The following is a 23533-nucleotide window of genomic DNA, read 5'->3' as shown; positions in this document are numbered from 1 at the left end:
TGGCTGCTATATGTCCCTTTTGATCGTTTGTCATGGGGAAGATGCCTTTCTGGGCTGTGGCATGTGCAACAAAAGCAGCTCTTTGTTTGGCGGAGGGAAGATCCCGCGCTTAGCGTCGGTCCGGCTGTTCGCCCGCACGACGCCGCACCCGTGGCACGGGCAGCCATCGCCGAATCCCCCAGGGCGCGAGTCCGGGGAACCGGGGACCCACCGTCCCAGGGGTGAATCGAGCGCCTTCGCCGCCATGCGGAGGGGCCCGTAGGAGACCTTCCTGCTCCGAACCCGTCAGCTAACCCGGTAGGCGAGAAGGAAGGAAAGGACCAGCCTCTCCATGGCGTTGACCCGCCCCACCGGGAAACACCGTGCGCCTGGCCGGATGACGCGCAGAGGCGCGAGCATCGCCGGTGTCGCCACCCTCGCCACCACCGGAGTCTGCGGAACCCTCGCCGCCCCGGCCCACGCCGCCGGATCGGGCGCGCCGTCCCTGGAGGACACCGGATCGCTGATGATCATCAGCGCCGACGCCGACGCGGACTCCCTCGCCGACGAGGTCGCCGACCAGGCGGCCACCCAGAAGTCCGCGGCCGTCGCCCGGGTCCAGGCCGCCGAGGAGGCCCAGCGCAGGGCCGACGAGCGGGCCCGTGAGGCCCGTGCGGCCGAGGAGCGCGCCGCCCGTGAGGCAGAGCGCCGCCGGCTCAACACCTTCCAGTCCCCCGTCGCCGGTTCCCATGTCTCCACCGGCTACCGCGCCGGCGGCTCCCTCTGGTCCTCCGGCAGCCACTCCGGCATCGACTTCCACGCCCCCCACGGCACCCCCGTGATGTCGGTCGGCATGGGCACGGTCGTGGAGGCGGGCTGGGGCGGCGCCTATGGCAACAACGTCGTCATCAGGATGAACGACGGCTCCTACACCCAGTACGGCCATCTGGCGTCCATCGGTGTCACGGCGGGCCAGAGCGTCGTGGCGGGCCAGCAGATCGGCCTCGCGGGCTCCACGGGCAACTCCACCGGGCCCCACCTCCACTTCGAGGCCCGAGGCGGCGCCGACTACGGCTCCGACATCGACCCGGTCGCCTATCTGCGCGCCCACGGAGTCTCCCTCTGACACCACCGCGCCGGGCCCGGCGGCGTCCCGTCGGACGCCCGGCGCCCCCGGAGCGCGGCCGGCCCGCACCGTCATCCCACCGAAGGCCCCGGCGGCAGCGCGCCGGGGCCTTCGGCGTGCCGCCGCCCGGTCCGGGGCTGCGGCCGGGTGGCGGCCGGGGTGGCGGCCGGAAGGAATCCCCGGCCGTCGAGAGGCCATCGGAAAACGGGGGCCGCTGCAATAGAGTCGCCGAACAGACGTCAGACCGGCTGCGTTCCACGCGGAGTGAGCGGATGAAGGCGGAGGTTCGGTGATGCGCGTTCCCGCGCACTCGGTAGGCACGGCGCTCCGCGACGACATCGTCTCCGGGGTGTTCCCGCGCGGCGGCCGGCTCGCGGAGGAGCAGCTCGCCCGCCGCTACGGAGTCTCCCGCATCCCGGTGCGCGAGGCCCTGCGCACCCTGGAGTCCGAGGGCTTTGTCGTCATCCGCAGACACGCCGGTGCCCAGGTCGCCGAGCCCACCGAGCAGGAGGCCGCCGATCTGCTGGAGGTCAGGGCGCTGCTGGAGCCACTGGGCGCGGCCCGCGCCGCCCGGCGGCGCACCGAGGCACACCTCAAGGTGCTGCGCGGCCTGGTCCGCCTCGGCCAGGAGCGGGCCCGCCGGGGGCAGAGCCAGGACCTGCGGGCCCTCGCCGGCTGGTTCCACGAGACCCTGGCCGGGGCCTCCGGGAGCCCGGGGCTGATCGCGCTGCTCACCCAGCTCCGGCACAAGATCGCCTGGATGTACGCGGTGCAGCCGCCGGCCGAGCCCGCGGCGTCCTGGGCCGAGTACGGGGCGATCGTGGACGCGGTGGCGCGCGGGGACGCGGAGCGGGCGCGGGCGCTCACCGCGCTGCACGCCGAGCGCACCGCCGGGGCGCACCGGCTGCGGAGCGCGGAACCGGCTCGCCCGGCGCACCGATCCGTGACGACGGCGCGCGTCCGGAACTAGGGACTGAGTGGGGCTGGGTCCGGTGCCGTGCGGCGCGAGGCGGAGGATGGGGTCACTGCGGGGCGGGCAGGGGTGACGGACGACACCGCGGCGAGGTGCGGTGCCGGGGCGCGCGAGCCCAGCGAGATCCACACGACATACCCCGGCGGAGGGGTGCGACGGCCCGTCACGGCTCTCCGGCGGGCCGCTCAGGGAACGCCGTGCCCGGTGCTCCCGGATTCGGCGGGCGGGGTGCCCTCCCGGCGCCCGGCTGTGCGACGGTGCGGTGGTGTGCCCGGATTCCGTGCCGTGCGGGCCGGACTCCTGCCGGGTGGTCATCCGGACATGCGGTCCCGGGGCCCGGTGTCCGGTGTTCGGTGCCCGGTGTTCGGCGCCCGGTGTTCGTCCGGGTGTACGGCTCGGAAGCCGGCCGCGTCGGCCGAGACGGTCGTGGGCCGCGCGTCCGGCAAGGCGCGGGGCCGGGAACGGCGATGGCCGGGGAGTCCCCGTCGGGGGTTCCCCGGCCACACTGCCCGCGCTATCGGGTCAGACCGTCTCCGGAAGCTCTTCCAGCCCCTCGGCCACCAGCTTGGCCAGCCGGTCCAGGGCGGCTTCCGCGCCCTCCGCGTCGGACGCGAGCACGATCTCCTCGCCGCCCTGGGCGCCCAGGCCCAGCACCGCGAGCATGGAGGCGGCGTTGACCGCGTTGCCGTCGGCCTTGGCGATCGTGACCGGGACGCCGGAAGCCGATGCGGCCCGGACGAAGATGGAGGCGGGTCGGGCGTGAAGGCCCTCGGCCCAGCCGACATGGACGCGGCGCTCAGCCATGGTGTTGCCCTTCAATGAAATCGGTTGTCTAGACCAGTGTGCCATGGTATGAAGATCGACTGCCGCAGGTCCCGGAACGGCGGGCCACCCGGCCCCGGCACCCGGTCCCGACGGCCCTCCCCGCCCCCGTGAACCCCCGCCCGGCGGGAGCGCGCCGTACGCTTTCGGCATGCACACGCGGCCGGAGCAGACCTACCCCGATCACTGGGAAGCGGACGTGGTGCTGCGCGACGGGGGCACCGCGCGCATCCGCCCCATCACCACCGAGGACGCCGAGCGGCTGGTCAGCTTCTACGAGCAGGTCTCGGACGAGTCCAAGTACTACCGCTTCTTCGCGCCCTACCCCCAGCTCTCCGCCAAGGACGTCCACCGGTTCACCCATCACGACTACGTGGACCGGGTGGGGCTCGCGGTCACGGTGGGCGGCGAGTTCATCGCGACCGTCCGCTACGACCGGATCGACGCGCGGGGGCGTCCGGCGAGCGCCCCCGCCGACCGGGCCGAGGTCGCCTTTCTCGTCCAGGACGCCCATCAGGGGCGGGGGGTGGCCTCCGCCCTCCTCGAACACATCGCCGCGGTCGCCCGCGAGCGCGGCATCCGGCGGTTCGCGGCCGAGGTGCTCCCTGCGAACACCAAGATGATCAAGGTGTTCCGGGACGCCGGATTCACCCAGAAGCGCAGCTTCGAGGACGGCTCCGTCCATCTCACCCTCGATCTCGAACCCACCGCGAAGTCCCTCGCCGTGCAGCGCGCCCGGGAGCAGCGGGCCGAGGCCCGCTCCGTGCAGCGGCTGCTCGCCCCCGCGTCGGTCGCGGTGATCGGGACCGGCCGGGAGCCGGGCGGCCTGGGCCGGACCGTGCTGCGCAATCTGCTCGCCGCCGGATACACCGGCCGGGTCCGCGCCGTGAACCGCGCCTTCCCCGCCACCACGCGGGAGGTGGACGGAGTGCCCGCCTTCCGGTCCGTCGCCGACGCCGTGGCCGACGCGGGGGAACCCGTGGACCTCGCGGTCGTCGCGGTTCCGGCGGAGCGGGTGCCCGAGGTGGTCGCCGACTGCGGCGAACACGGGGTGCGCGGGCTCGTGGTGCTCTCCGCCGGCTACGCGGAGAGCGGGGTCGAGGGCCGGGCGCGCCAGCGGGACCTGGTCCGCCAGGCCCGCTCGTACGGGATGCGGATCATCGGCCCGAACTCGTTCGGGATCATCAGCACGGCCGAGTCCGTACGGCTCAACGCCTCGCTCTCGCCGCAGGCGCCGGAGCGGGGACGGATCGGGCTCTTCACCCAGTCCGGGGCGATCGGTATCGCGCTGCTGTCGGGGCTGCACCGCCGCGGGGCGGGGCTGTCCACCTTCATCTCGTCCGGGAACCGGGCGGACGTCTCCGGCAACGACTTCCTCCAGTACTGGTACGAGGACCCGGACACCGATGTCGTCCTGCTCTACCTGGAGTCGATCGGCAACCCGCGCAAGTTCACCCGGCTCGCGCGGCGGACGGCGGCCGTCAAGCCGGTCGTGGTGGTCAAGGGCGCCCGGCACAGCGGCAGCGAGCCGCCCGGGCACGCGGTGGTGGTGACCAGGATTCCGGACGCGGCCGTCGGCGCGCTGCTGCGCCAGGCGGGGGTGATCCGGGTCGACACGGTCACCGAGCTGATCGACGCGGGCCTGCTGCTCGCGGGCCAGCCGCTGCCCGCGGGCCCCCGGGTGGCGATCCTCGGCAACTCCGAGTCGCTCGGGCTGCTGACGTACGACGCCTGCCTCGCGGAGGGGCTGCGGCCGATGCCGCCGCTCGATCTGACCACGGAGGCGACGCCGGCCGACTTCCGGGCCGCGCTCACCCGGGCGCTGGCGGACGAGGGGTGCGACGCCGTGGTGGTGACGGCGATCCCCTGGGTCGGAGAGAACGGCGAGCCGGAGTCGGGCGACGGCGAGGTGCTGGCCGCCGCCCTGCGCGAGGCGGCGGCCTCGGCCCCGGCGAAGCCCGTGGCGGTGGTCCATGTCGAGCTGGGCGGCCTCTCGGCCGCCCTCGCCGCGGTCCGCCCCCCGGCGAGGCCCGCCCCGGACTCCGGCCTTCCGGCTCCGGGCCTTGGCCTTCAGGCTTCGGACCCCGGCCTTCCGGCTCCGGGGCTTGGCCATCCGGTTTCGGACCCCGGCCCTCCGGCCCCGGACCCCGGCCTTCCGGCTCCGGACTCCGGCCTTCCGGCTCCGGGCCTTGGCCATCCGGTTTCGGACTCCGGCCTTCCCGCCCCGGACCCCGGCCTTCCCGCCCCGGCGGACCCGCTCCGGGACCGGACGGCCCCGGCGACCCCGGACTCCGCGCCGGCGGCCGGCCCGGCCGCGCCCGCCGGCCCGGCCGCGCCCGCCGACCCGCCCGCCGACGCGTCCGGAGGCCCGGCCGCGAGCGCTGGCCCGAGCACCGGCTCCGGCCCGGCCACCGGCTCCGGCCAGGGCCCCGGCCCCGGCACAGCCGCCGGCCACGGCCCCGGCACAGCCGCGGACACAGCCATGGGCACGGCCCCCCGCGCCCCCGGCAGCGCCCGCATCCCCGCGTACCCCGCCGCCGAGCGGGCCGTCCGGGCGCTGTCGCAGGCGGTGGCGTACGCCCAGTGGCGGCGCGGCGCCGCCGAGCCCGGGACCGTGCCCGCCTACGACGACATCGACGAGAGCGGCGCCGCACGCCAGATCGAACGGCTGCTCCACACGGGCGGCACCGGCACCCTCCCGCCCACCGACGCCCACGAGCTGCTCGCGCGGTACGGCATCGATCTGCTCCCCGCCCTCCCCGCCCCCGGCCCCGACGACGCGGCCCGGGCCGCGCGGGTGCTCGGCTACCCGGTCGCCCTCAAGACCACCGCGCCGCATCTGCGCCACCGCCCCGACCTCGGCGGCGTACGGCTCGACCTCGCCGACGAGGACCGGCTCCGCCGGGCCTACCACGAGCTGACCCATGCCCTCGGCAAGCCCGAGGAGCTGCGCCCCGTCGTCCAGTCCATGGCCCCCCGGGGCGTCGACACCGTCGTCCGGGCCGTCATCGACCCGGCCGTCGGCGCCGTTCTCTCCTTCGGGCTGGCCGGAGCCGCCTCCGAGCTGCTCGGCGACACCTCCCACCGGCTGGTGCCCGCCACCGACCGGGATGTCGCCGAACTCATCCGATCCATCCGGACGGCACCCCTCCTCTTCGGCTGGCGGGGCTCCGCCCCCGTCGACACCCCGGCGCTCGAAGAGCTGCTGCTGCGGGTATCACGGCTGGTCGACGACCATCCGGAGGTGGTGGGAATCAGTCTTGAACCCGTCGTCGTGGCGCAGCACGGCCTCTCCGTCCTCGGTGCGTCGGTCCGGCTCGCGCCCTCCGCGACCTTCACTGACCTGGGGCCGCGCCGTCTGCCCAGCTACTGAGCGGACTGAGCGCTCGGTGCCGCTCCGGCCCCGTAGGATGGACCGCATGGCGAAGACCGGTACGACGACCCAGGGGCTGCGCGCGGCGATCGAGCGCAGCGGCTACTACCCGGCTCTCGTGGCAGAGGCGGTGGAGGCCGCTGTCGGCGGGGAGCAGATCGCGTCGTACCTGGTCCACCAGGAGACCACGTTCGACGCCAATGAAGTGCGCCGCCACGTCACCGTGCTCGTTCTCACCGCCAACCGTTTCATCGTCAGCCACACCGACGAGCAGACGGCCGACTCCAGCTCGCCCACGCCGTACGCGACCACCTCCACCGAGTCCGTGAAGCTCGACCGGATCTCGTCCGTGGTCGTCAGCCGGGTCGTGGCCAACCCGGAGTCGTACACCCCCGGTACGCTGCCCCGCGAGGTCGTCCTCACCATCGGCTGGGGCGCCGTCTCCCGGCTCGACCTGGAGCCCGCCGCCTGCGGCGACCCCAACTGCGAGGCCGACCACGGCTACACGGGCAACTCCACCGCCGACGACCTCAGCCTCCGCGTCAGCGAGGCCGGCGACGGCCCGGACACGGTCCGTCAGACCCTCGTCTTCGCCCAGGCGATCTCCGAGGCGACCGCGGCCACCGGTATCGCCCGCTGATGGTCCAGCCCGCGACGGCCGCCCTCTGGCCCGACGACCCCGAACCGCTCGCGCTCGCCGGCGCCCCCGTCCCCGCGTACGGCGCCGGATCGCTCGCCGATCTGCTGCCGACCCTCGCGGCCGGACAGGGCGTACCGGGGTTCAGCCCGCTCATACCGGAGCTGGGCCCGGCCGACCGCAACTGCGTCTTCCTGATCGACGGCCTCGGCTGGGAGCAGATCCGCAGCCATCCGGACGAGGCGCCCTTCCTCACCTCGCTGCTGCCCACCTCGCGCGGCGGCACCGGGACCCCGATCACCGCCGGCTTCCCCTCCACCACCGCCACCTCGCTCGCCTCCGTCGGCACCGGGCTCCCCCCGGGCGCCCACGGACTGGCCGGCTACAGCGCGCGCAACCCCGCCACCGGTGAGCTGATGAACCAGCTCCGGTGGAAGCCGTACACCGACCCGGGCGCCTGGCAGCCGTATCCGACCGTCTTCCGGCGCGCCCACGAGGCCGGGGTGCACACCGCGCAGGTCTCGTCCCCGGTCTTCGAACAGACCCCGCTCACCAAGGTCGCCCTCAGCGGAGGCACCTTCCACGGCCGGCTCTCCGGCGAGGACCGGATGGACCTCGCCGCCGCCCAGCTCGCCGCCGGTGACCGCTCCCTGGTCTACACGTACTACAGCGAGGTCGACGGCAAGGGCCACCGCTTCGGCATCGACTCCGACGCCTGGCGCGGCCAGCTGATGTACGTCGACCGGCTGGCGCAGCGCCTCGCCGAGCAGCTGCCGCCGCGCGCCGCGCTCTATGTCACCGCCGACCACGGAATGATCGATATCCCCTTCGACGAGGAGTCGCGCATCGACTTCGACGAGGACTGGGAGCTGGGCGCCGGGGTCGCCCTCCTCGGCGGCGAGGGCCGGGCGCGCCATGTGTACGCGGTCCCGGGCGCCGAGGCCGATGTGCTCACCGTCTGGCGCGAGGTGCTGGGCGACAGATTCTGGGTCGCGAGCCGTGCCGAGGCCGTCGAGGCCGGCTGGTTCGGGCCGTCGGTCGACGAGCGGGTGCTCGGCCGGATCGGCGATGTGGTCGCCGCCGCCTGCGCGGATGTGGCGATCACCGCCTCCGTCGCCGAGCCGCACGAGTCGGCGATCGTCGGCATGCACGGCTCGATGACCCCGGTGGAGCAGCTGGTGCCGCTGCTCGAAGTGCGCTCGTAGCGCCCGTCGCGCTCGCACCGTCGCGCCCCTTGATCTGACAACGCCCCGATACAACGATGCCCCGACCCGACGACGCCCCGACACAACGACGCCTCCGCCCTCACGGCGCCCCCGAACCGAAAGGCCCCGACCTCCCATGCCCGAGCTGGTTTTCTTCTCCGGAACGATGGACTGCGGGAAGAGCACTCTGGCACTCCAGATCGGTCACAACCGGTCGGCCCGGGGCCTCCAGGGCGTGATCTTCACCCGGGACGACCGGGCGGGGGAGGGGAAGCTCTCCTCCCGGCTCGGCCTGGTCACGGAGGCCGTGGAAGCCGCCCCGGGCATGGATCTGTACGGCTATCTGGTGGACCAGATGTCCAGGGGCGGCAGGGTCGACTATGTGATCGTGGACGAGGCCCAGTTCCTCGCCCCGGCCCAGATCGACCAGCTCGGCCGCGTCGTGGACGACCTGGACCTGGATGTCTTCGCCTTCGGCATCACCACCGACTTCCGCACCAAGCTGTTCCCCGGCTCGCAGCGGCTGATCGAGCTGGCGGACCGGATAGAGACCCTCCAGGTCGAGGCGATGTGCTGGTGCGGCGCGCGCGCCACCCACAACGCCCGCACGGTGGGCGGGGAGATGGTGGTGGAGGGCGAGCAGGTCGTCGTGGGCGATGTGAACCGCCCGGTGGAGGAGATCGGTTACGAGGTGCTCTGCCGGCGCCATCACCGGCGGCGGATGACCAGCGCGGCGGTACGGGCGGGCGCGCTGTCGCCCGATGTCCTGCCGGTCACCCCGGCCTGAGCCGGCCCGGCCCCGGCCGGGAGGCGTCCGCCCCTCCGCCGCCGGGCGGCTGATCTTTGCGTCACCTTTCTCCGCAGGTCCGGACAAGTCCGCGGGGAGCGATGGACGGCGTGATCGAACTGGGCTAGAGGTGGGGATGTTCCGCTCGACCCGCTCGACCAGAGGGCCTTGATGAGACATCTCCCGGGGACGCCGCGAAGACGGAAGTCCCTGTCCCGCGAACCGGTTTCCCGCACCCCCGCCCCGGCCTCCTCTTCCCGCACCCCCGCCCCGGCCTCCTCTTCCCGTCGGCCCGGGGCCCGGGGCGCGCTGCGCCTGCTGGCCCTGCTGCTGACCACCGGAGCGCTGACCGCCGGGACCCTGACGGCGGGCACCGGGAGCGCCGCCGCGCGGCCCGCCGCCGCACCGGCACCCGCAGTCCCCGCCCCCGCCCCCGCCGGACCGCCCACCGAGGGCCGTTTCACCATCCAGAGCGTGGGCGGCGGCTACCAGATATCGGGCAGCGAACTCCTCCTCCGCACCAGCCGTCCCAAGGGGGACGAGGACAACCAGCAGTGGTACTTCGAGGCGTCCGGCGCCGGTACCCACAAGATCAGGAATCCCACCCGGGACGACCGCTGCGCGGCCCGGGACTCCAACGCCGAGGGCGCGGCCCGGCTCGCCTTCCGCGACTGCGCCGCGACCGCGACCGACTGGCAGATCCAGCGCGTGGCGGGGGAGCGGTACCGCATCCTCGTGCCCGGCGGCGCGGAGATCCTGCGCAGCGCCCACGAGGGCGGTGAGGTCACCTTCGACACCACGGTGCCGGCGAAGCCCACCGTCGCCGAGGACGTCGCCTTCGCCAAGCCGCACCAGCCCGGCCTGCAAGGGGCGCGGGACGCCTGGGACTCGTACCGCCACACGCTCTGGTACATCACCCCGGTCGACCCCGCGCGCGGCGCCATGCCCGCCGATCCGACCTTCGACCAGCGGACCCATCTCACCACGCACAACGCCTTCTACAACCAGGACGACGCCAACGGCGCCGCGCCCTTCCCGGCCCAGCCCAACTCCATCGCCACCCAGCTGCGCAACGGGGTGCGGGGGCTGATGCTCGACGCCTACCAGTTCAACGGCAGGGTCCGGATGTGCCACGGCGCGTGTCTGCCGACCTCGCAGCCGATGTCCGATGTCGTCGTCGACATCGCCAACTTCCTCAGAGCCGAGGAGTACCGGAACGAGATCGTCACGGTCTTCGTCGAGGACTACACGGAGCCGGGTGAGCTGGCGGCCGAGGTCGGGGACGACCTGGGCGCCGCCGGAGTCCTCAACGGCCTGGTGTTCGAGCCGAACAGCGCCCTGTGGAATGTGCGGTCGCAGGGCTGGCCCAAGGTCTCCCGGATGGTCGCCGAGAACAAGCGGCTCGTCCTGTTCTCCTCCAAGGACGACAAGGAGTCGCTCGGGTTCATGAACCAGTCCGACTGGACCGCGGAGAACTACTGGTCCATGGGCGCCGGAATCGGCAACTCGGACTGGAGCTGCTACTCCCGCTGGGGCGATGTCCCGCTCGCCAAGGAGGAGGGAAAGTTCCGGCGGCTGTTCGTCATGAACCACTTCCGGGACGCCGCCGGGGACATCACCTCCGGCGGGGACAACCAGAAGGCGCTCAACCGCGCCCAGCGGTTCTGCTCCACCGCGGCCCGGAAGAAGCCCAACTTCCTCGCGATCGACCGCTACCAGACCGGGAATCCGATGAGCGCCGTCGACGCGCTCAACGAGTACACGTACCACGGTGACACCCCCGGCTACGGCGGCACCCGAGCGGAGCAGGGCGACGACTGGTCGGTGCCGAGGCTCACCGTCATGCCGCTCGGCGACTCGATCACCGAGGGCGCGGGCAGCTCGACCCGTTCCAGCTACCGCGCCGCGCTCTGGCCCCGGCTCACCGGCCGGACCACCGCGCTGGACTTCGTCGGCTCGCAGCGGCACGGCCAGCTCCCCGACACCGACCACGAGGGCCACTCCGGCTGGCTGATCGACGGTCTCTCCGCCAACATCGACGGCTGGCTGGCCGCCGCCCGGCCCAATGTCGTCCTGCTGCACATCGGCACCAACGACATGGACCGCAACCACCAGGTCGCGACCGCGCCGGCCCGGCTCGCCGGGTTGATCGACCAGATCGTCGCCGCCTCTCCGGCCACCACGGTCCTCGTGGCGTCCCTGGTGCCGTCCACCTCCCCGGCCGTGCAGGCCCGGGTCACCGCGTACAACGCCCAGATCCCGGGGATCGTCGCGGAGCGGCGGGCCGTGGGGCACAAGGTGGAGCATGTCGACATGTCCGCCGTCACCACGGCCGATCTGCGGGACCGGCTCCACCCGAACGACGCCGGTTACGTGAAGATGGCGGACGCCTTCTTCGGCGGCGTCTCCCGGGTCGCGCGCGACGGCTGGATCAGCGAGCAGGTCGATGTGCGGCCCGCCGTGCCCCGCACGGGTCTGGGCGACTACCAGGTCGACCTGAACGCCGACCGCCGCGCCGACTATCTGGTGGTCGAGGCGAGCGGCGCCGTGCGCGCCTGGCTGAACAAGGGCGGCGACGGGCGCGGCGGCTGGACCGCGGCGGGTCAGGTCGCCTCCGGCGTGGGCGCCCCCGGAGCTTCGGTGCGGTTCGCCGATCTGAACGGCGACGGATACGCCGACTATCTGGTCGTCGACGCCAATGGGGCGGTGCGGGCCTGGCTGAACAAGGGCGGCACCGGCATCGCCGGCTGGACCGCGGCGGGTCAGGTCGCCTCCGGTACGGGGGCCTCCGCCGACCAGGTGCGGTTCGCCGACCTCAACGCCGACGGGTACGCCGACTACGTCACGGTCGACACCCGGGGCGCGGTCCAGGCGTGGCTCAACAACGGCGGCACCGGCACCACCGGCTGGACGGAGGCCGGTCAGATCGCCTCCGGTGTGGGAGTGCCCGCCGACCAGGTGCGGTTCGCCGACGCCAACGCCGACGGGTACGCCGACTATCTGGCGGTCGACACGAACGGCGCGGTGCGGGCCTGGATCAACAAGGGCGGCACCGGCCTCACGGGCTGGACCGCCACCGGACAGATCGCCTCCGGGGCGAACGCCCCCGGCTCATCGGTGCGCTTCGCCGACCTCGACGCCGACCGCCGCGCCGACTACCTGGTCGTGGAACCGACCGGCGCGATCCGCGCCTGGCTCAACAACGGGGGCGACGGCACGGGCGTGGGCGGCGGCTGGACCCCGGCCGGAACCGTGGCGCCCGCCACCGGTGTCACCGGCTCCCAGGTCCGGTTCGCCGATGTCGACGCCGACCGCCGGGACGACTACCTGGTGGTGGCCGCCGATGGCTCGGTGCGCGCGTGGCTGAACAACGGGACCGGTGGCTGGACCCCGGCGGGCCAGATCACCGGTGGTGTCGGCGCACCCGGCGACCAGGTGCGGTTCGCCGACCTGAACGCGGACGGCCGCGCCGACTATCTGGTGGTCGAACCCACCGGCGTCACCCGCGCCTGGCTCCACAACGGCGGCGACGGCCACGGCGGCTGGACCCCGCTGGGCATCTACGCCTCCGGTACGGGCGCGCCCGCCGACCAGGTGCGGTTCGCCGACACCAACGCCGACGGCCGGGCCGACTATCTGGTGGTGGCGGCCGACGGTTCGGTGCGCGTCTGGCTGAACAACGGAGGGGACGGCAACGGGGGCTGGGGCACCGGCACCGCCTTCGCCTCCGGTACGGGCGCGGCCGGCGACCAGGTGCGGCTGTCGGACGTCAACGCCGACGGCCGGGCCGACTATCTGGCCGTGGCCGCCGACGGCTCGGTGCGGGCCTGGCTCAACAAGGGCGGCAACGGCAACGGGGGCTGGACGCCGCAGGGCGCCTACGCCCCGAGCGCCGGCGCCCCCGGCTCCCAGGTCCTCTTCGCCGAGGTCAACGGAGACGGCCGGGCCGACTATCTGGTGGTGGCGGCGGACGGTTCGGTGCGCGTCCGGCTGAACAACGGGGGTGAACTCACCGGGGGCTGGGCGAGCCTCGGCACCATCGCCTCCGGCGCCGGAGCCCCCGCGAACCAGGTCCGTATCTGACCCCGGGCACGGGCTCCGGCCCGGTCACCTGGGACTCGGGCTCCGGCCCGGTCACCCCGGGCTGAGGAACCGCGAAGGTCCACAGGATCGACTCCTGTGGACCTTCGCTTCCGTCTCTCCCCGGGGGCCTCAGAGGCGGGGCTGGAGGAGGGCGAAGACCGCGCCCTCCGGGTCCGCCACCGTCGCGGTCCGCCCGAACGGCCCGTCCCCGGGCGGGGTCCGCACCTTCCCGCCCAGCTCCGACACCCGGTGCGCGGCCCGGTCGGCGTCGTCGACCTGGAAGTACGTCAGCCAGGCGGTCCCCGGTTCGTGCGCGGGCCCCCGGCCGACCCCGCGCAGGGTGGCCACCGGGCGGCCCTCCAGCCGGAGCGTCACCACGTCGGGGCCCGAGGGGTCGGCCTCCTCGCCGTCGTAGCCGAAGACCGTCTCGTAGAACTTGGCCACGGCGGAGGTGCCGGCCGTGATCAGTTCGTAGCGCGCGGGTGCGCCGGGGACGCCGTGGACGGCGGTGCCCGCGTGGGCGCGGGGCTGCCAGAGCCCGAACACCCCGCCCGCCGGGTCGGACACCATCGCCATCCGGCCCGCGTCGGCCGCGTCCAGCGGGCCCACGCCCACGGTGCCGCCGCAGCAGCGGATGGTCTCAGCGGTGGTGTCCGCGCTCTCCGTCGCCAGATAGGGGGTCCAGGCGATGGGCAGCTTCCGGCCGGCCGGCAACTGCCCGAGCCCGGCGACCTCCTCGCCGTCGAGCAGGGCGCGCACATAGGGGCCGAGCTGCTGGGGCCCGGGGTGGAACTCCCAGCCGAACAGCTCGCCGTAGAACGACTGGGTCACGTCAAGGCCGTGCACCATCAAGCTCACCCAGCAGGGTGTGCCGGGCGGGTGCCGAGTCGCCTCGGTCATCGTCACTCTCTCCTCGGACCATCGTGGTGGCCGTGCGGGGGGACGGGGCGCGCGTGCCGTCGGGTGGAGAGGCCGTGCGCGCCCCGTGTGAATGCTTCCATGCGCCCGGCGTTCCACGCGCCCCGGCCGCGCCGTAATTGGCGGGTTCCCGCTGGACGATGCCCAATTCGGTGGGGCGATTCCGGTTCGGCGCCGGGGTGTACCCCGGTCGGTGGGCTGTCCGGCGCCGGTTCGATGCCGGTCCGCCGGGCCGGCCGGTGGTGCGCGAGGATGCCTTTATGAACGCCATTGAACCGATCATCTCCGGGGCCCGGCTCGCCGAGGAGCTGACCGCGTCCCGCCCACCGGTCCTCCTCGACGTCCGCTACCGGCTCGGCGGGCCGCACGGCAGGCCCGCGTACGACTCCGGACACATCCCGGGGGCCGTCTTCGTCGACCTGGACGCGGAATTGGCGGGTCCGCCCGGGGACGGCGGCCGTCATCCGCTCCCCGACCCGGAGGCGTTCGGCGCTGTGATGCGCCGCGCCGGTGTCTCCCGCGACTCGTCCGTGGTCGTCTACGACGACTCCCAGGGGTGGGCGGCGGCCCGCGCCTGGTGGCTGCTCCGGTGGACCGGGCACCGGGACGTACGGGTCCTGGACGGCGGTCTCGCGGCGTGGGCCGGACCTCTGGAGACCGTCGTCCCCGACCCCGCCGAGGGCGATTTCCGGCCCGAGCCGGGTGCGCTGCCGCTGCTCACCGCCGACGGCGCGGCGGAGCTGGCCCGTTCGGGGCTGCTTCTGGACGCGCGGGCGGGGGAGCGGTACCGGGGCGAGGTGGAGCCGATCGACGCGGTGGCCGGGCACATCCCGGGCGCGGTCTCGGCCCCCACCGGGGAGAACCTGGACGAGGAGGGGCGCTTTCTGCCCGCGCGGCGGCTGGCCGAGCGGTTCGCGGCGCTGGGGGCCGGGGGCGGCGGGGAGGTCGGGGTCTACTGCGGCTCCGGGGTGTCGGCGGCCCAGCAGGCCGTGGCGCTGGAGCTGGCGGGGTTCACCCCGGTGCTGTACGCGGGCTCCTGGTCGGAGTGGTCCCGCGACCCCGCCCGCCCGGTGGCCACGGGCCCGTCACGCGGCTGACCCGCCGGGAGCCCGGGAGGGCGCCCGGGGCGGCCGGATGGGCGCGGCTGCCCGGGGCCGTGCGCGGCGTCCGCTCGGGCCCGTCGGGGTGAGGTCGGTCTCGGCCCGGTGGCGTGCCCGGTTCCGGCCCGCCTGTCCTCCCGGTCCACGGTTCCGGCCAACTGCTCCCGCGCCGTCCGGGCCGACGGGTCCGGGGTCGCCCGGTCCGGGGCCAGGGCCGCCGGGGTCGTGCGCGGCGTCCGCTCGGGCCCGTGCGGGCGAAGGGCCCGGGTCGTGCGCGGGGCGGGCGGGGCCGGCGCACCCGGCCCGGCGCTTCCCCCGCGCGCCCCGGCACGGGCCCCCGAGTGACCCTGCTGCCCGGTGGATCAATTAGGTTAGCCTTCCCTTATTATCAATGGGCTTCCCGGGGAGTGGACCGTGGCCAAACCGCTGAGCTATTCGGCACTGCATGTCACCCGCGTCGAGCGGATCACCCCGCACATGGTCCGGGTGACCTTCGGCGGCGAGGATCTCGCCGGGTTCACCTCGGTCAGCCCCGACCAGCAGGTGAAGCTCTTCTTCTCCCGGCGCCCCGACCGCGCCCCGGTCATCCCGCCGATGCCCGCCGACGGCGATGTGGGCCACTGGTACCAGGACTACCTCGCGATGCCCGAGCCCGAGCGCCCCTGGATGCGCGCCTACAGCATCCGCGCGCACCACCCGGAGCGCCAGGAGATCGATATCGACTTCGTGCTCCACGGCGACGACACCCACCCCGGCGGGCCCGCCTCCGGCTGGGCGGCCGGTGCCGCCCCCGGCGATGTCGTGGGCATGCTCGGCCCCGGGACCAGCCACTTCTGCACCCCCGGCCGCCGCGACTGGACCCTCCTCGCGGGCGACGAGACCGCCCTCCCCGCCATCGGCGCGCTGATCGAGGCGCTGGAGCCGGGGGAGCGGGCGATCGCCTATGTCGAGGTCGCCGGTCCGGAGGAGGAGCAGGAGTTCCGTACCGCCGGCGATGTCACCCTGCACTGGCTGCACCGCGACGGCGCCCACGCCGGGCGGACCCGGCTCCTCGCCGAGGCCGTCCGGGCCGCCGAGTTCCCCGAGGGCGAGGTGTTCGCCTGGCTGGCCGGGGAGGCCTCGGCGGTCCGCACGCTCCGCCGCCATCTGGTCGGGGAGCGGGGAATCGACAAGCGCTCCATCGCCTTCAGCGGATACTGGCGCTTCAGGCTCACCCAGGACGACGCGCCGACCGACGACGATGTCGCCGACCGGGCCGACGCGCTCGCCCCGAACTGACCAGCGTCCGAACGGCGTTTCACCACGACAGCGAAGGCGAGGCGGACCATGCCGGTGGCACGGCTGAACGGGATCAATCTGTCGTACGAGGTGCGGGGCAGCGGTGACCTCGTCGTCCTGGTGATGGGCACCGGCAGCCCGGGCCGGGTCTGGAGTCTGCACCAGGTCCCCGCCCTCCTCGCGGCCGGCTACCGGGTCGCCACCTTCGACAACCGGGGCATACCGCCGACGGACGAGTGCGCGGAGGGCATGACCATCGGCGATCTGGTCGCCGACACCGCCGCGCTGATCACCCACCTCGGCGCCCCCGCCCGGGTCGTGGGCACCTCCCTCGGCGCCCGGGTGGTCCAGGAACTCGCGCTGGCCCGCCCCGATCTGATCACCCACGCGGTGGCGATGGCCGCCCACGCGCGCATGGACACCACTGGGCTGCTGATGAACGACGGCGAGAAGGCGCTGCACGACGAGAAGACCGTGCTGCCCCCGGCGTACCACGCGGCGGCCTACGCGCTGCGCAACCTCTCCCCGGCCACCCTGCGCGACCCGCAGCGCGCCCAGGACTGGCTGGAACTCTTCGAGATGTCCGGGTCGGCGATCGGCCCCGGGACCCGGGCCCAGCTCGAACTCTCCGGCCCCGGCGACCGCCGCGCCGCCTACGCCGCCATCACCGTGCCGACCCTGGTCATCGGTTTCGCCGACGACACCACGATCCCGGCCCACCTCAGCCGCGAGGTCGCCGACGCCATCCCCGGCGCGCGGTACGAGGAGATCCCGGACACCGGCCACCTCGGCTATCTGGAGCGACCCGAGGTGGTCAACCGGGTCGTCCTCGACTTCCTCGCCGGTTGAGCGGGCCCGCACGGGGCACCTGCGGGGAACCCGCCGGTAACCTCCAGCGGTGATCCGGCGGGCATCCGGCCGGCGCGACAGGACGGCGCCGGCCGCGTCCCGCAGGATGGGGAAGCGAGAGGGAGGCGCCGATGACCACGGACCGAGCCACCGGTGGAACCCCGGGCGACCAGCCCGGCGACACCCGGGGCGTGCCCACGGGCCGGACCCCCGGCGCCGCCCCCGGCGAGACCCCGGACAGCGCACCCCCGCCCCCGGACAGCACGACCCCGGGGGCCCCGGCCCCGCCCCCGGACAGCACGACCCCGGACCCGTCGGCCCCGGCGACCCCGGCGGCCCCCGTGGCCGACGGGCCGCCCCTCACCTGCCTGGTGACCGGCGCCACCGGCTACATCGGCGGCCGGCTGGTCCCCGAACTGCTCGCGGCCGGCCACCGGGTCCGCGCCCTCGCCCGCACCCCGGCGAAGCTCCGCGACCACCCCTGGGCGAAGGATGTGGAGATCGTCCGGGGCGATGTCCTGGACCCGGCGTCGCTCCGTGAGGCGATGCGCGGCGTCGATGTCGCCTACTACCTCGTCCACGCGCTCGGCACCGGCTCGCGCTTCGAGGAGACCGACCGCGAGGCCGCGCGGAACTTCGCCGAACAGGCCGCCGACGCGGGCGTCGGCCGGATCGTCTACCTCGGCGGGCTCACCCCCGAAGGCGTCCCGTCCCACCGGCTCTCCCCGCATCTGCGCTCCCGCGCGGAGGTCGGCCGCGTCTTCCTCGACGCCCCCGTCCCCGCCACGGTGCTGCGCGCCGCCGTGATCATCGGCTCGGGATCGGCCTCCTTCGAGATGCTCCGCTATCTGACCGAGCGCCTCCCGGTGATGGTGACACCCAGTTGGGTACGGACCCGGATTCAGCCGATCGGCGTAAGGGATGTGCTGCGCTATCTCGGCGGCTCGGCCCGGATGCCCCGGGAGGTGAACCGCGCCTTCGACATCGGCGGCCCGGATGTCATCACCTATCTCGACATGATGCGCGGCTACGCGGCCGTGGCCGGGCTGCCCCGGCGGCTGATCGTCCCCGTCCCCGTGCTCACCCCCCGCCTCTCCAGCCACTGGGTGGGCCTGGTCACCCCCGTACCGCACTCCATCGCCCGGCCGCTGACCGAGTCCCTGCGGTACGAGGTCGTCTGCCGCGAACACGACATCGCGCGGTACGTCCCCGACCTGCCGGGCCGCCCGCTCTCCTTCCGCACCGCCCTGACCCTGGCCCTCCAGCGGGTCCAGGACGCCCATGTCACCACCCGCTGGTCCTCCGCCTCCCTGCCGGGAGCGCCGAGCGACCCCCTGCCCACCGACCCCGACTGGGCGGGCGGCAGCCTCTACACCGACCGCAGGGAGCTGACGGTCGATGCCTCGCCGGCCGCGCTGTGGCGGGTGATCGAGGGCATCGGCGGGGACAACGGCTGGTACTCCTTCCCGCTGGCCTGGGCGGTACGGGGGTGGCTCGACCGGTTCGTGGGCGGAGTGGGCCTGCGGCGCGGCCGGCGCGACGCGCAGCGGCTGAGGGTCGGTGACTCGCTGGACTTCTGGCGGGTGGAGGAGATCGAACCCGGCCGGCTGCTGCGCCTGCGGGCGGAGATGCGGCTGCCGGGGCTCGCCTGGCTGGAGATGCGCGCGGTGGGCGACGGACAGGGGCGCACCCGGTACCGTCAGCGGGCGCTGTTCCACCCGAGGGGGCTGCTGGGGCACGCGTACTGGTGGAGCGTGTCGCCGTTCCACACCGTCGTCTTCGGCGGGATGGCCCGCAATATCGCGCGGGCGGCGGAGCAGACGCCCCCGGCTCCGGAGCGGGCACCCGGTGCGGTGTCCTCCGCGTCGGCGGAACAGCCCTGAGGGACCTGAGGGAGGGGGCGGCGCGGCGCCGGCACGGCGACGGCGCGGCCACGGCGCGGGGCCCGGACCTCTCGGCCGCTCCCGCTGTCGCTGTCGCTCAGACGGCCCCGAGCGGGACCCGTACCCTGATGCGCTTCCCGACCGGCTCCCGCCGGACCTCGAAGCTCTCGCACAGCGCGAGCACGATCTCCAGACCGTGCCGGCCCACCCGGTCCGGCCGGGGGCTGCCCGCGACCGGAAGCTCGGGGTTGGCGTCCCAGACGGTGATCTCCACCGACCGGCCGCCACCGGAGCGACCGGACCCACCGGCCCCGCCCGACCCACCAGCCCCGCCGGCCCCGCCCGACCCACCAGCCCCGCCGCTCCGGACACCGGTCACCTCAAGATCCAGCAGACAGGGCCCGGGAGCGTACTTGCAGGCATTGGTCACCAGCTCGCTGACGATGAGCTGGGCCGCCCCGACCGCCTCGGCCGACACCGGAACGGCGAGAGTCTCCCGTACCCGGGTCAGAAAGTCCGCCGTGAAGAAGCGCGCCGAGGCAATGCCCTCCGGCGCCCCGTCGAAGCACACACCGGCCCACGGGACGGCCTCCGGGGACAGCACGTCACCGCGGTAAATCAGTCCGATCTGTTCCATTGGCTCTCGCACCCCGTTGCCTTCCCAGCTTTGCGGCGAGGTTCGCCTACCCCGGGGCACCGTCTTCACTCCTGCCGGCTCCCGCCACCGGACGCGGCGGGACAGACGGGCGGGGGGCTCCATTCTTCCACCCTCCCTCCCGCCCCGTCCCGCCCCCGGGGCCGGCCGGCCGCTCCTCTACCCCGGCACCAGCGACGACACCAGCTCCGGCGCGGCCAGCAGCCGGACCTCGCCCGCGTCCAGCCCCGCCGGGTGGAGGGCGAACACCTCCGCGCCGGAGCGCAGGGGCAGATCGCCCCGCAGCAGATACGCCAGCTCCGCCCCCGCCAGATCCGGGGCGGGCTCCCCGGACGCCCCCGGGGCCCCGGACGTGTCGGTGTCCGGGGTGCCGATACGGGCGGCGAAGGCGGCCACACCCTCCTCGCCGCGCCGCCGGTAGACGTTCAGCGACCCGTCGAAGTGCCGGACCACCACCGTCCGCGCGCGGGCCGCCGCCCGCCAGACCGCCAGCTCCCCCAGGCCCACCCGGGCACCTGAGGTGAACAGCTCGGTGAGACCCCGGCCGAGGACCGCCAGGGTGTCCGCGTGCCGCTCCACCGAGTGGTGGGTGCCCGTCACCCCCTGGGCGACATCCAGCCAGCGCATGGTCCGGTCCACCACATCGATCACCATCGGCACCCCCGTCCTCGCGGGCCCGGTCAGATCGAAGCGCTGCTCCACCTGGCGCGGATCGAACACCGGACCCCGGCCGCCCGGCTCGTCGCGGACCATCAGCCCGGCGAACCCCTCGGCCAGCTCCGCGAAGGGGACGCTGTTGTACGAGAAGACCGAGGCGACCACGTACCGCACCCCCTCCTCCGCCAGCCGGTCCAGATCGAGATCGAGGAACTCGCTCGACCCGTGCGGCGGCTGCGCGCTGGTGAAGTCGCCGGAGTGCACGGCCGCGTCGTCCCGGTACCGCAGCCGGGTGTAGTCGCAGGTGCCGGTGTGCCGCCACTCCGCGGAGTAGAGGGCCACCGAGAGGTCCAGATCGGTGCGGCCCGAGGTCTCGCTCTCCATCCAGTGCAGAAAGAGCCGTACGCTCCGCCCGGCCGGCACGGGCAGCTCACTGCCGCGCGGCAGGGTCACCAGGGCGCGGGCGGCGGTCCGTTCGGCGAACGGCGCGATCACCCCGTCGAGAGCCGCGTCGATCACCGCCGTCCCCGCCGGCGGCAGCGCGGCCGAGCGGCGCAGCACCTCCCCGGTGAGCACGGCGACCGCACGGTCGACCACCCCACCCGGCAGCGGTCCGCGCTCATCGGCGACGATGTGCGCCCGCGCGTTGCCTCCCTTGGGGAAGAACACCCGGTCGCGGCCGGGCCGCGCGCGGGTACGGATTCCCCCCAGCGCCGACAGCAGCACGGCCGGTGCCACCCGGGGCACGGCGTCGGCCAGAGCGTCGAGCACCGGCCCGGCCTCCGCGTCGCCGGCGAGCCGCAGAAGGTGGTCGAGGCGGCGCAGCAGCTCACCCGGGCGCTGTGCGAGCAGGGCGAGCGCGCCGGGGACGTCCCCCTCCGCGAGCGCCGTCTCCACCCGCGACGACCAGCGCCGCACGGTCACCCGCGAACCGTCCGCGACGGCTCCCGGCACCTTTCGGGCAGTGGCGCTCAGCCGCTCCGCGAGAGCGTCGCCGGCCGGCCGGAACTCGCGCAGCGCCGCCACCGCGAGCGCCGCGCGCGGATAGCGGCGGGCGTACTCGAAGGGGTGCAGCAGCTCCGCCGCGCGCTTCCACACCCGCGCGTGGCGGTGCATGTCCTCGGCGGCCCGGGCCGGGTCGAGCCCGTCGAGCACCGCCAGCAGCGCGCGCCGCAGCGGACGCGGTACGGCGGTGAACCGGTCCACGGTGAGCAGCCCGGCGTCCCCGCCGGAGCGCACGACGAGCAGCCGCAGCACATCGGTGGCGGTGTCGGCGAGCCGGGCCAGCGCCGGGAGAGTCCACTCGTACGCCGCCGAATCCGCCAGCAGCCAGGCCAGGACCCGGGCCTTGGTCTCACGGCCCGGCACGGTCTCCGGCAGCCACGACAGATCGGTGCGCTCCCGGGTGCCGAGGAAGGTCTCCAGATCGTCCGAGTCCTGCGGGCTCAGCGCGCCCGCCCGGGCGAGGAGCGCCCGCAGCTCGCGTCCGGCGTCGGCGTCCCGCGCCGTGTGGTCCCCGCCGTGCGCGAGCACCCGCAGCCGGCCCGGCAGGGCCCGCCCGCGGCCCGCCCGGGGCCGGGCGTCCGCGGCGCGCAGGAAGGGTTCGTCCGGGTCGATGTGCCGGCGGCACACCGGGCAGGCGGAGAAGTCGGTGCCGTCGAAGCAGTCACGGCAGACCAGATGGGCGCACGGCGCGACCGCGTGCACCGTCCCCTCGCCGCAGCACAGCACACACGGCTGCTCCGGCGACTGGAGCAGCACCGTCAGCACACGGTCGACATGGAAGCCGAGCGTGTCCGCCGGAACGCTGTCGGGGAAGTCCCGGAACAGCGGGGTGTGGTCGCGGTCCGCGCCGAGGGCCTCGTCGACCTCCGCCAGCAGCGCGCGCCCCGCCGCCGCCAACTCCCGCGCGCCGAGCGCCACCAGAGCCCGGCGGAGGGCGTCGGACATCAGATATCCGCGCTCGACCAGATCGGCCTCCAGCAGGGTGACACCCCCGTGCCCGTCCAGCGACGACCGGGCGCCGGCCCCCGAGGCCCCTGGCCCGGAGCCGTTCCCGGCCGCCGGATAGACGGCGCCCCGGCGCGCCAGCAGCGCGGCGGCGAGTGAACGGCGGCCCCGGTCGGTGCCCAGTGATACGGCCGTGGTCGGCAAGGCCCTTCCCCCCTCCGGCGGAACCCGCCGGGTCACATCGGCCGGCGGCTCGGTGCGCCACCGGGATCAGCGAACGTACCAAGGCCCCGGAAAGCGCCGCATCCGCTTTCCGCCGGGGCCCGCGCATGCGAAAAGCCCCGCGTGACCACGCGGGGCTCGTTGCACGGAACAGGGACGGAAAGTCAGCGCGCTGAGTTCTTTTGCAGAGAAAGGAGAGAAGGAAGCACGGTGTGGAGCCGTCCCGAACCGGGACATTAGCAGGACCGGCCGCCCCCGCCCACCCCATTTCGCCGGGCGGCGGCGGCCCGCCACCACCTCGCGCCCTCAAGTACCGTCGCCCCATGAGCGCCAAGCCACGAGCCGGAGCAGGACAGGGAGCACCGGGCGATGTCTGGTTCCGCCCGGCGAAGAAGCCCCGGACGAAACCCCAGCTGTCCCAGGAGAAGATCGTCACCGCCGCGGTGGCCCTGCTGGACGCCGAGGGCGTCGCCCAGCTCAGCATGCGCAACCTCGCCGAGCGCCTGGAGGCCCACGCCACCAGCCTCTACTGGCATGTGGCGACCAAGGACGATGTCGTCGACCTCGCCCTGGACGCCGTCTTCGCCGAGGTCCGCCTCCCCGCCGGGCACTCCCCGTCCTGGCGCGAGGACCTCGTCACCTTCATGACCGAACTCCGCCGCGTCCTCCTCCTCCACCCCTGGGCGGCCCCCCTCACCAACAGCCGCCCCCTGGCCGGCCCCCACGCCCTGGCCCGCTCCGAATTCGCCTACGCCTCCCTGGTCACCGCCGGCTTCCACGGAGCCGCCCTCTCCGCCGCCGCCTCCGTCATCACCACCTACGTCACCGGCACCACCTCCTCCGAATCCGTCTGGCACCGCCACGACGAACCCACCACCCGCTCCGCCGTCCACGACCACCTCCACGACCACCGCGCCGACTACCCCACCCTCGCGGGCCACTTCCCGGTCTTCGGCGGCGACTGGGACGCCCACTTCACCCGCGGCATGAACCTCCTGCTGGACGGACTGGCGGCGAACCGGCCGGGGGAGTGACC

16 protein-coding genes and 1 riboswitch are annotated in these 23533 nt (G+C 74.4%); of the genes, 12 read left to right on the top strand and 4 right to left on the bottom strand.

Annotated features, from left to right (window positions below; genetic code table 11):
• Positions 1–157: 157 nt before the first annotated feature.
• Positions 158–318, top strand: a riboswitch (cyclic di-AMP (ydaO/yuaA leader).
• Positions 319–331: 13 nt separating this feature from the next.
• Complete coding sequence (locus tag ACWCRA_RS25975) at positions 332–1105, top strand: M23 family metallopeptidase (protein WP_451068731.1); 774 nt, start codon at positions 332–334, stop codon at positions 1103–1105.
• Positions 1106–1397: 292 nt separating this feature from the next.
• A complete protein-coding gene (locus ACWCRA_RS25970) occupies positions 1398–2075 on the top strand; it encodes a GntR family transcriptional regulator (RefSeq protein WP_351543432.1) in 678 nt (225 codons plus the stop codon).
• A 525-nt stretch (positions 2076–2600) separates the two neighbouring features.
• Here ACWCRA_RS25970 and ACWCRA_RS25965 read toward each other — a convergent pair.
• Positions 2601–2882 (bottom strand): HPr family phosphocarrier protein, encoded by a 282-nt coding sequence (locus ACWCRA_RS25965; RefSeq protein ID WP_351543429.1) that lies wholly within the window; start codon positions 2880–2882, stop codon positions 2601–2603.
• 169 nt (positions 2883–3051) lie between these two features.
• Here ACWCRA_RS25965 and ACWCRA_RS25960 point away from each other — a divergent pair, with 169 nt between their 5' ends.
• The 5 genes from ACWCRA_RS25960 to ACWCRA_RS25940 all read left to right on the top strand — a co-directional run bounded on the left by ACWCRA_RS25960 (position 3052) and on the right by ACWCRA_RS25940 (position 12985).
• Positions 3052–6273 (top strand): GNAT family N-acetyltransferase, encoded by a 3222-nt coding sequence (locus tag ACWCRA_RS25960; RefSeq protein WP_451068730.1) that lies wholly within the window; start codon positions 3052–3054, stop codon positions 6271–6273.
• Between the two features lie 46 nt (positions 6274–6319).
• On the top strand, positions 6320–6913 hold the full coding sequence (locus ACWCRA_RS25955; RefSeq protein WP_351543423.1) for a DUF5998 family protein: 594 nt from the start codon (positions 6320–6322) through the stop codon (positions 6911–6913).
• Entirely contained in the window at positions 6913–8115 is a 1203-nt protein-coding gene (locus ACWCRA_RS25950; protein WP_351543420.1) for an alkaline phosphatase family protein, read from the top strand. Before ACWCRA_RS25955 ends, ACWCRA_RS25950 begins: the two co-directional genes overlap by 1 nt.
• 136 nt (positions 8116–8251) lie before the next feature.
• Positions 8252–8902, top strand: a complete 651-nt coding sequence (locus ACWCRA_RS25945; protein ID WP_351543418.1) for a thymidine kinase — start codon at positions 8252–8254, stop codon at positions 8900–8902.
• A 171-nt stretch (positions 8903–9073) separates the two neighbouring features.
• Positions 9074–12985, top strand: a complete 3912-nt coding sequence (locus tag ACWCRA_RS25940; RefSeq protein ID WP_451068729.1) for an FG-GAP-like repeat-containing protein — start codon at positions 9074–9076, stop codon at positions 12983–12985.
• A 129-nt stretch (positions 12986–13114) separates the two neighbouring features.
• On the opposite strand, the gene ACWCRA_RS25935 is transcribed toward ACWCRA_RS25940, so the two are convergent.
• Positions 13115–13885, bottom strand: a complete 771-nt coding sequence (locus ACWCRA_RS25935) for a VOC family protein (protein WP_351543413.1) — start codon at positions 13883–13885, stop codon at positions 13115–13117.
• Positions 13886–14163: 278 nt separating this feature from the next.
• Between ACWCRA_RS25935 and ACWCRA_RS25930 the strand changes: the two genes are divergently transcribed.
• From ACWCRA_RS25930 to ACWCRA_RS25915, 4 genes are all read left to right on the top strand, one after another.
• A complete protein-coding gene (locus tag ACWCRA_RS25930; protein WP_451068728.1) occupies positions 14164–15000 on the top strand; it encodes a sulfurtransferase in 837 nt (278 codons plus the stop codon).
• Positions 15001–15417: 417 nt separating this feature from the next.
• Positions 15418–16281: a siderophore-interacting protein gene (locus ACWCRA_RS25925; RefSeq protein WP_351543410.1), complete on the top strand. Its 864-nt coding sequence runs from the start codon at positions 15418–15420 to the stop codon at positions 16279–16281.
• 48 nt (positions 16282–16329) lie between these two features.
• A complete protein-coding gene (locus tag ACWCRA_RS25920; protein ID WP_351543407.1) occupies positions 16330–17130 on the top strand; it encodes an alpha/beta fold hydrolase in 801 nt (266 codons plus the stop codon).
• Between the two features lie 131 nt (positions 17131–17261).
• The gene (locus ACWCRA_RS25915) at positions 17262–19013 is read left to right on the top strand and encodes an SDR family oxidoreductase (RefSeq protein WP_351543404.1); all 1752 of its coding nucleotides are present in this window, start codon (positions 17262–17264) and stop codon (positions 19011–19013) included.
• A gap of 97 nt (positions 19014–19110) precedes the next feature.
• On the opposite strand, the gene ACWCRA_RS25910 is transcribed toward ACWCRA_RS25915, so the two are convergent.
• Complete coding sequence (locus ACWCRA_RS25910; protein WP_451068727.1) at positions 19111–19650, bottom strand: ATP-binding protein; 540 nt, start codon at positions 19648–19650, stop codon at positions 19111–19113.
• A 177-nt stretch (positions 19651–19827) separates the two neighbouring features.
• Positions 19828–22479, bottom strand: coding sequence for an MXAN_6230/SCO0854 family RING domain-containing protein (locus ACWCRA_RS25905; protein WP_451068726.1), 2652 nt, complete (start codon positions 22477–22479; stop codon positions 19828–19830).
• A gap of 341 nt (positions 22480–22820) precedes the next feature.
• Here ACWCRA_RS25905 and ACWCRA_RS25900 point away from each other — a divergent pair, with 341 nt between their 5' ends.
• On the top strand, positions 22821–23531 hold the full coding sequence (locus ACWCRA_RS25900) for a TetR/AcrR family transcriptional regulator (RefSeq protein ID WP_351543396.1): 711 nt from the start codon (positions 22821–22823) through the stop codon (positions 23529–23531).
• Positions 23532–23533: the final 2 nt, after the last annotated feature.

The organism is Streptomyces sp. NPDC001889, assembly GCF_053594535.1.
This window is presented reverse-complemented; position numbering and strand designations above follow the sequence as displayed.

Coding starts and splice junctions, on each gene's coding strand:
- ACWCRA_RS25975 (WP_451068731.1), top strand. CDS start 332: ATGGCGTTGACCCGCCCCACCGGGAAACACCGTGCGCCTGGCCGGATG.
- ACWCRA_RS25970 (WP_351543432.1), top strand. CDS start 1,398: ATGCGCGTTCCCGCGCACTCGGTAGGCACGGCGCTCCGCGACGACATC.
- ACWCRA_RS25965 (WP_351543429.1), bottom strand. CDS start 2,882: ATGGCTGAGCGCCGCGTCCATGTCGGCTGGGCCGAGGGCCTTCACGCC.
- ACWCRA_RS25960 (WP_451068730.1), top strand. CDS start 3,052: ATGCACACGCGGCCGGAGCAGACCTACCCCGATCACTGGGAAGCGGAC.
- ACWCRA_RS25955 (WP_351543423.1), top strand. CDS start 6,320: ATGGCGAAGACCGGTACGACGACCCAGGGGCTGCGCGCGGCGATCGAG.
- ACWCRA_RS25950 (WP_351543420.1), top strand. CDS start 6,913: ATGGTCCAGCCCGCGACGGCCGCCCTCTGGCCCGACGACCCCGAACCG.
- ACWCRA_RS25945 (WP_351543418.1), top strand. CDS start 8,252: ATGCCCGAGCTGGTTTTCTTCTCCGGAACGATGGACTGCGGGAAGAGC.
- ACWCRA_RS25940 (WP_451068729.1), top strand. CDS start 9,074: ATGAGACATCTCCCGGGGACGCCGCGAAGACGGAAGTCCCTGTCCCGC.
- ACWCRA_RS25935 (WP_351543413.1), bottom strand. CDS start 13,885: ATGACCGAGGCGACTCGGCACCCGCCCGGCACACCCTGCTGGGTGAGC.
- ACWCRA_RS25930 (WP_451068728.1), top strand. CDS start 14,164: ATGAACGCCATTGAACCGATCATCTCCGGGGCCCGGCTCGCCGAGGAG.
- ACWCRA_RS25920 (WP_351543407.1), top strand. CDS start 16,330: ATGCCGGTGGCACGGCTGAACGGGATCAATCTGTCGTACGAGGTGCGG.
- ACWCRA_RS25915 (WP_351543404.1), top strand. CDS start 17,262: ATGACCACGGACCGAGCCACCGGTGGAACCCCGGGCGACCAGCCCGGC.
- ACWCRA_RS25910 (WP_451068727.1), bottom strand. CDS start 19,650: ATGGAACAGATCGGACTGATTTACCGCGGTGACGTGCTGTCCCCGGAG.
- ACWCRA_RS25900 (WP_351543396.1), top strand. CDS start 22,821: ATGAGCGCCAAGCCACGAGCCGGAGCAGGACAGGGAGCACCGGGCGAT.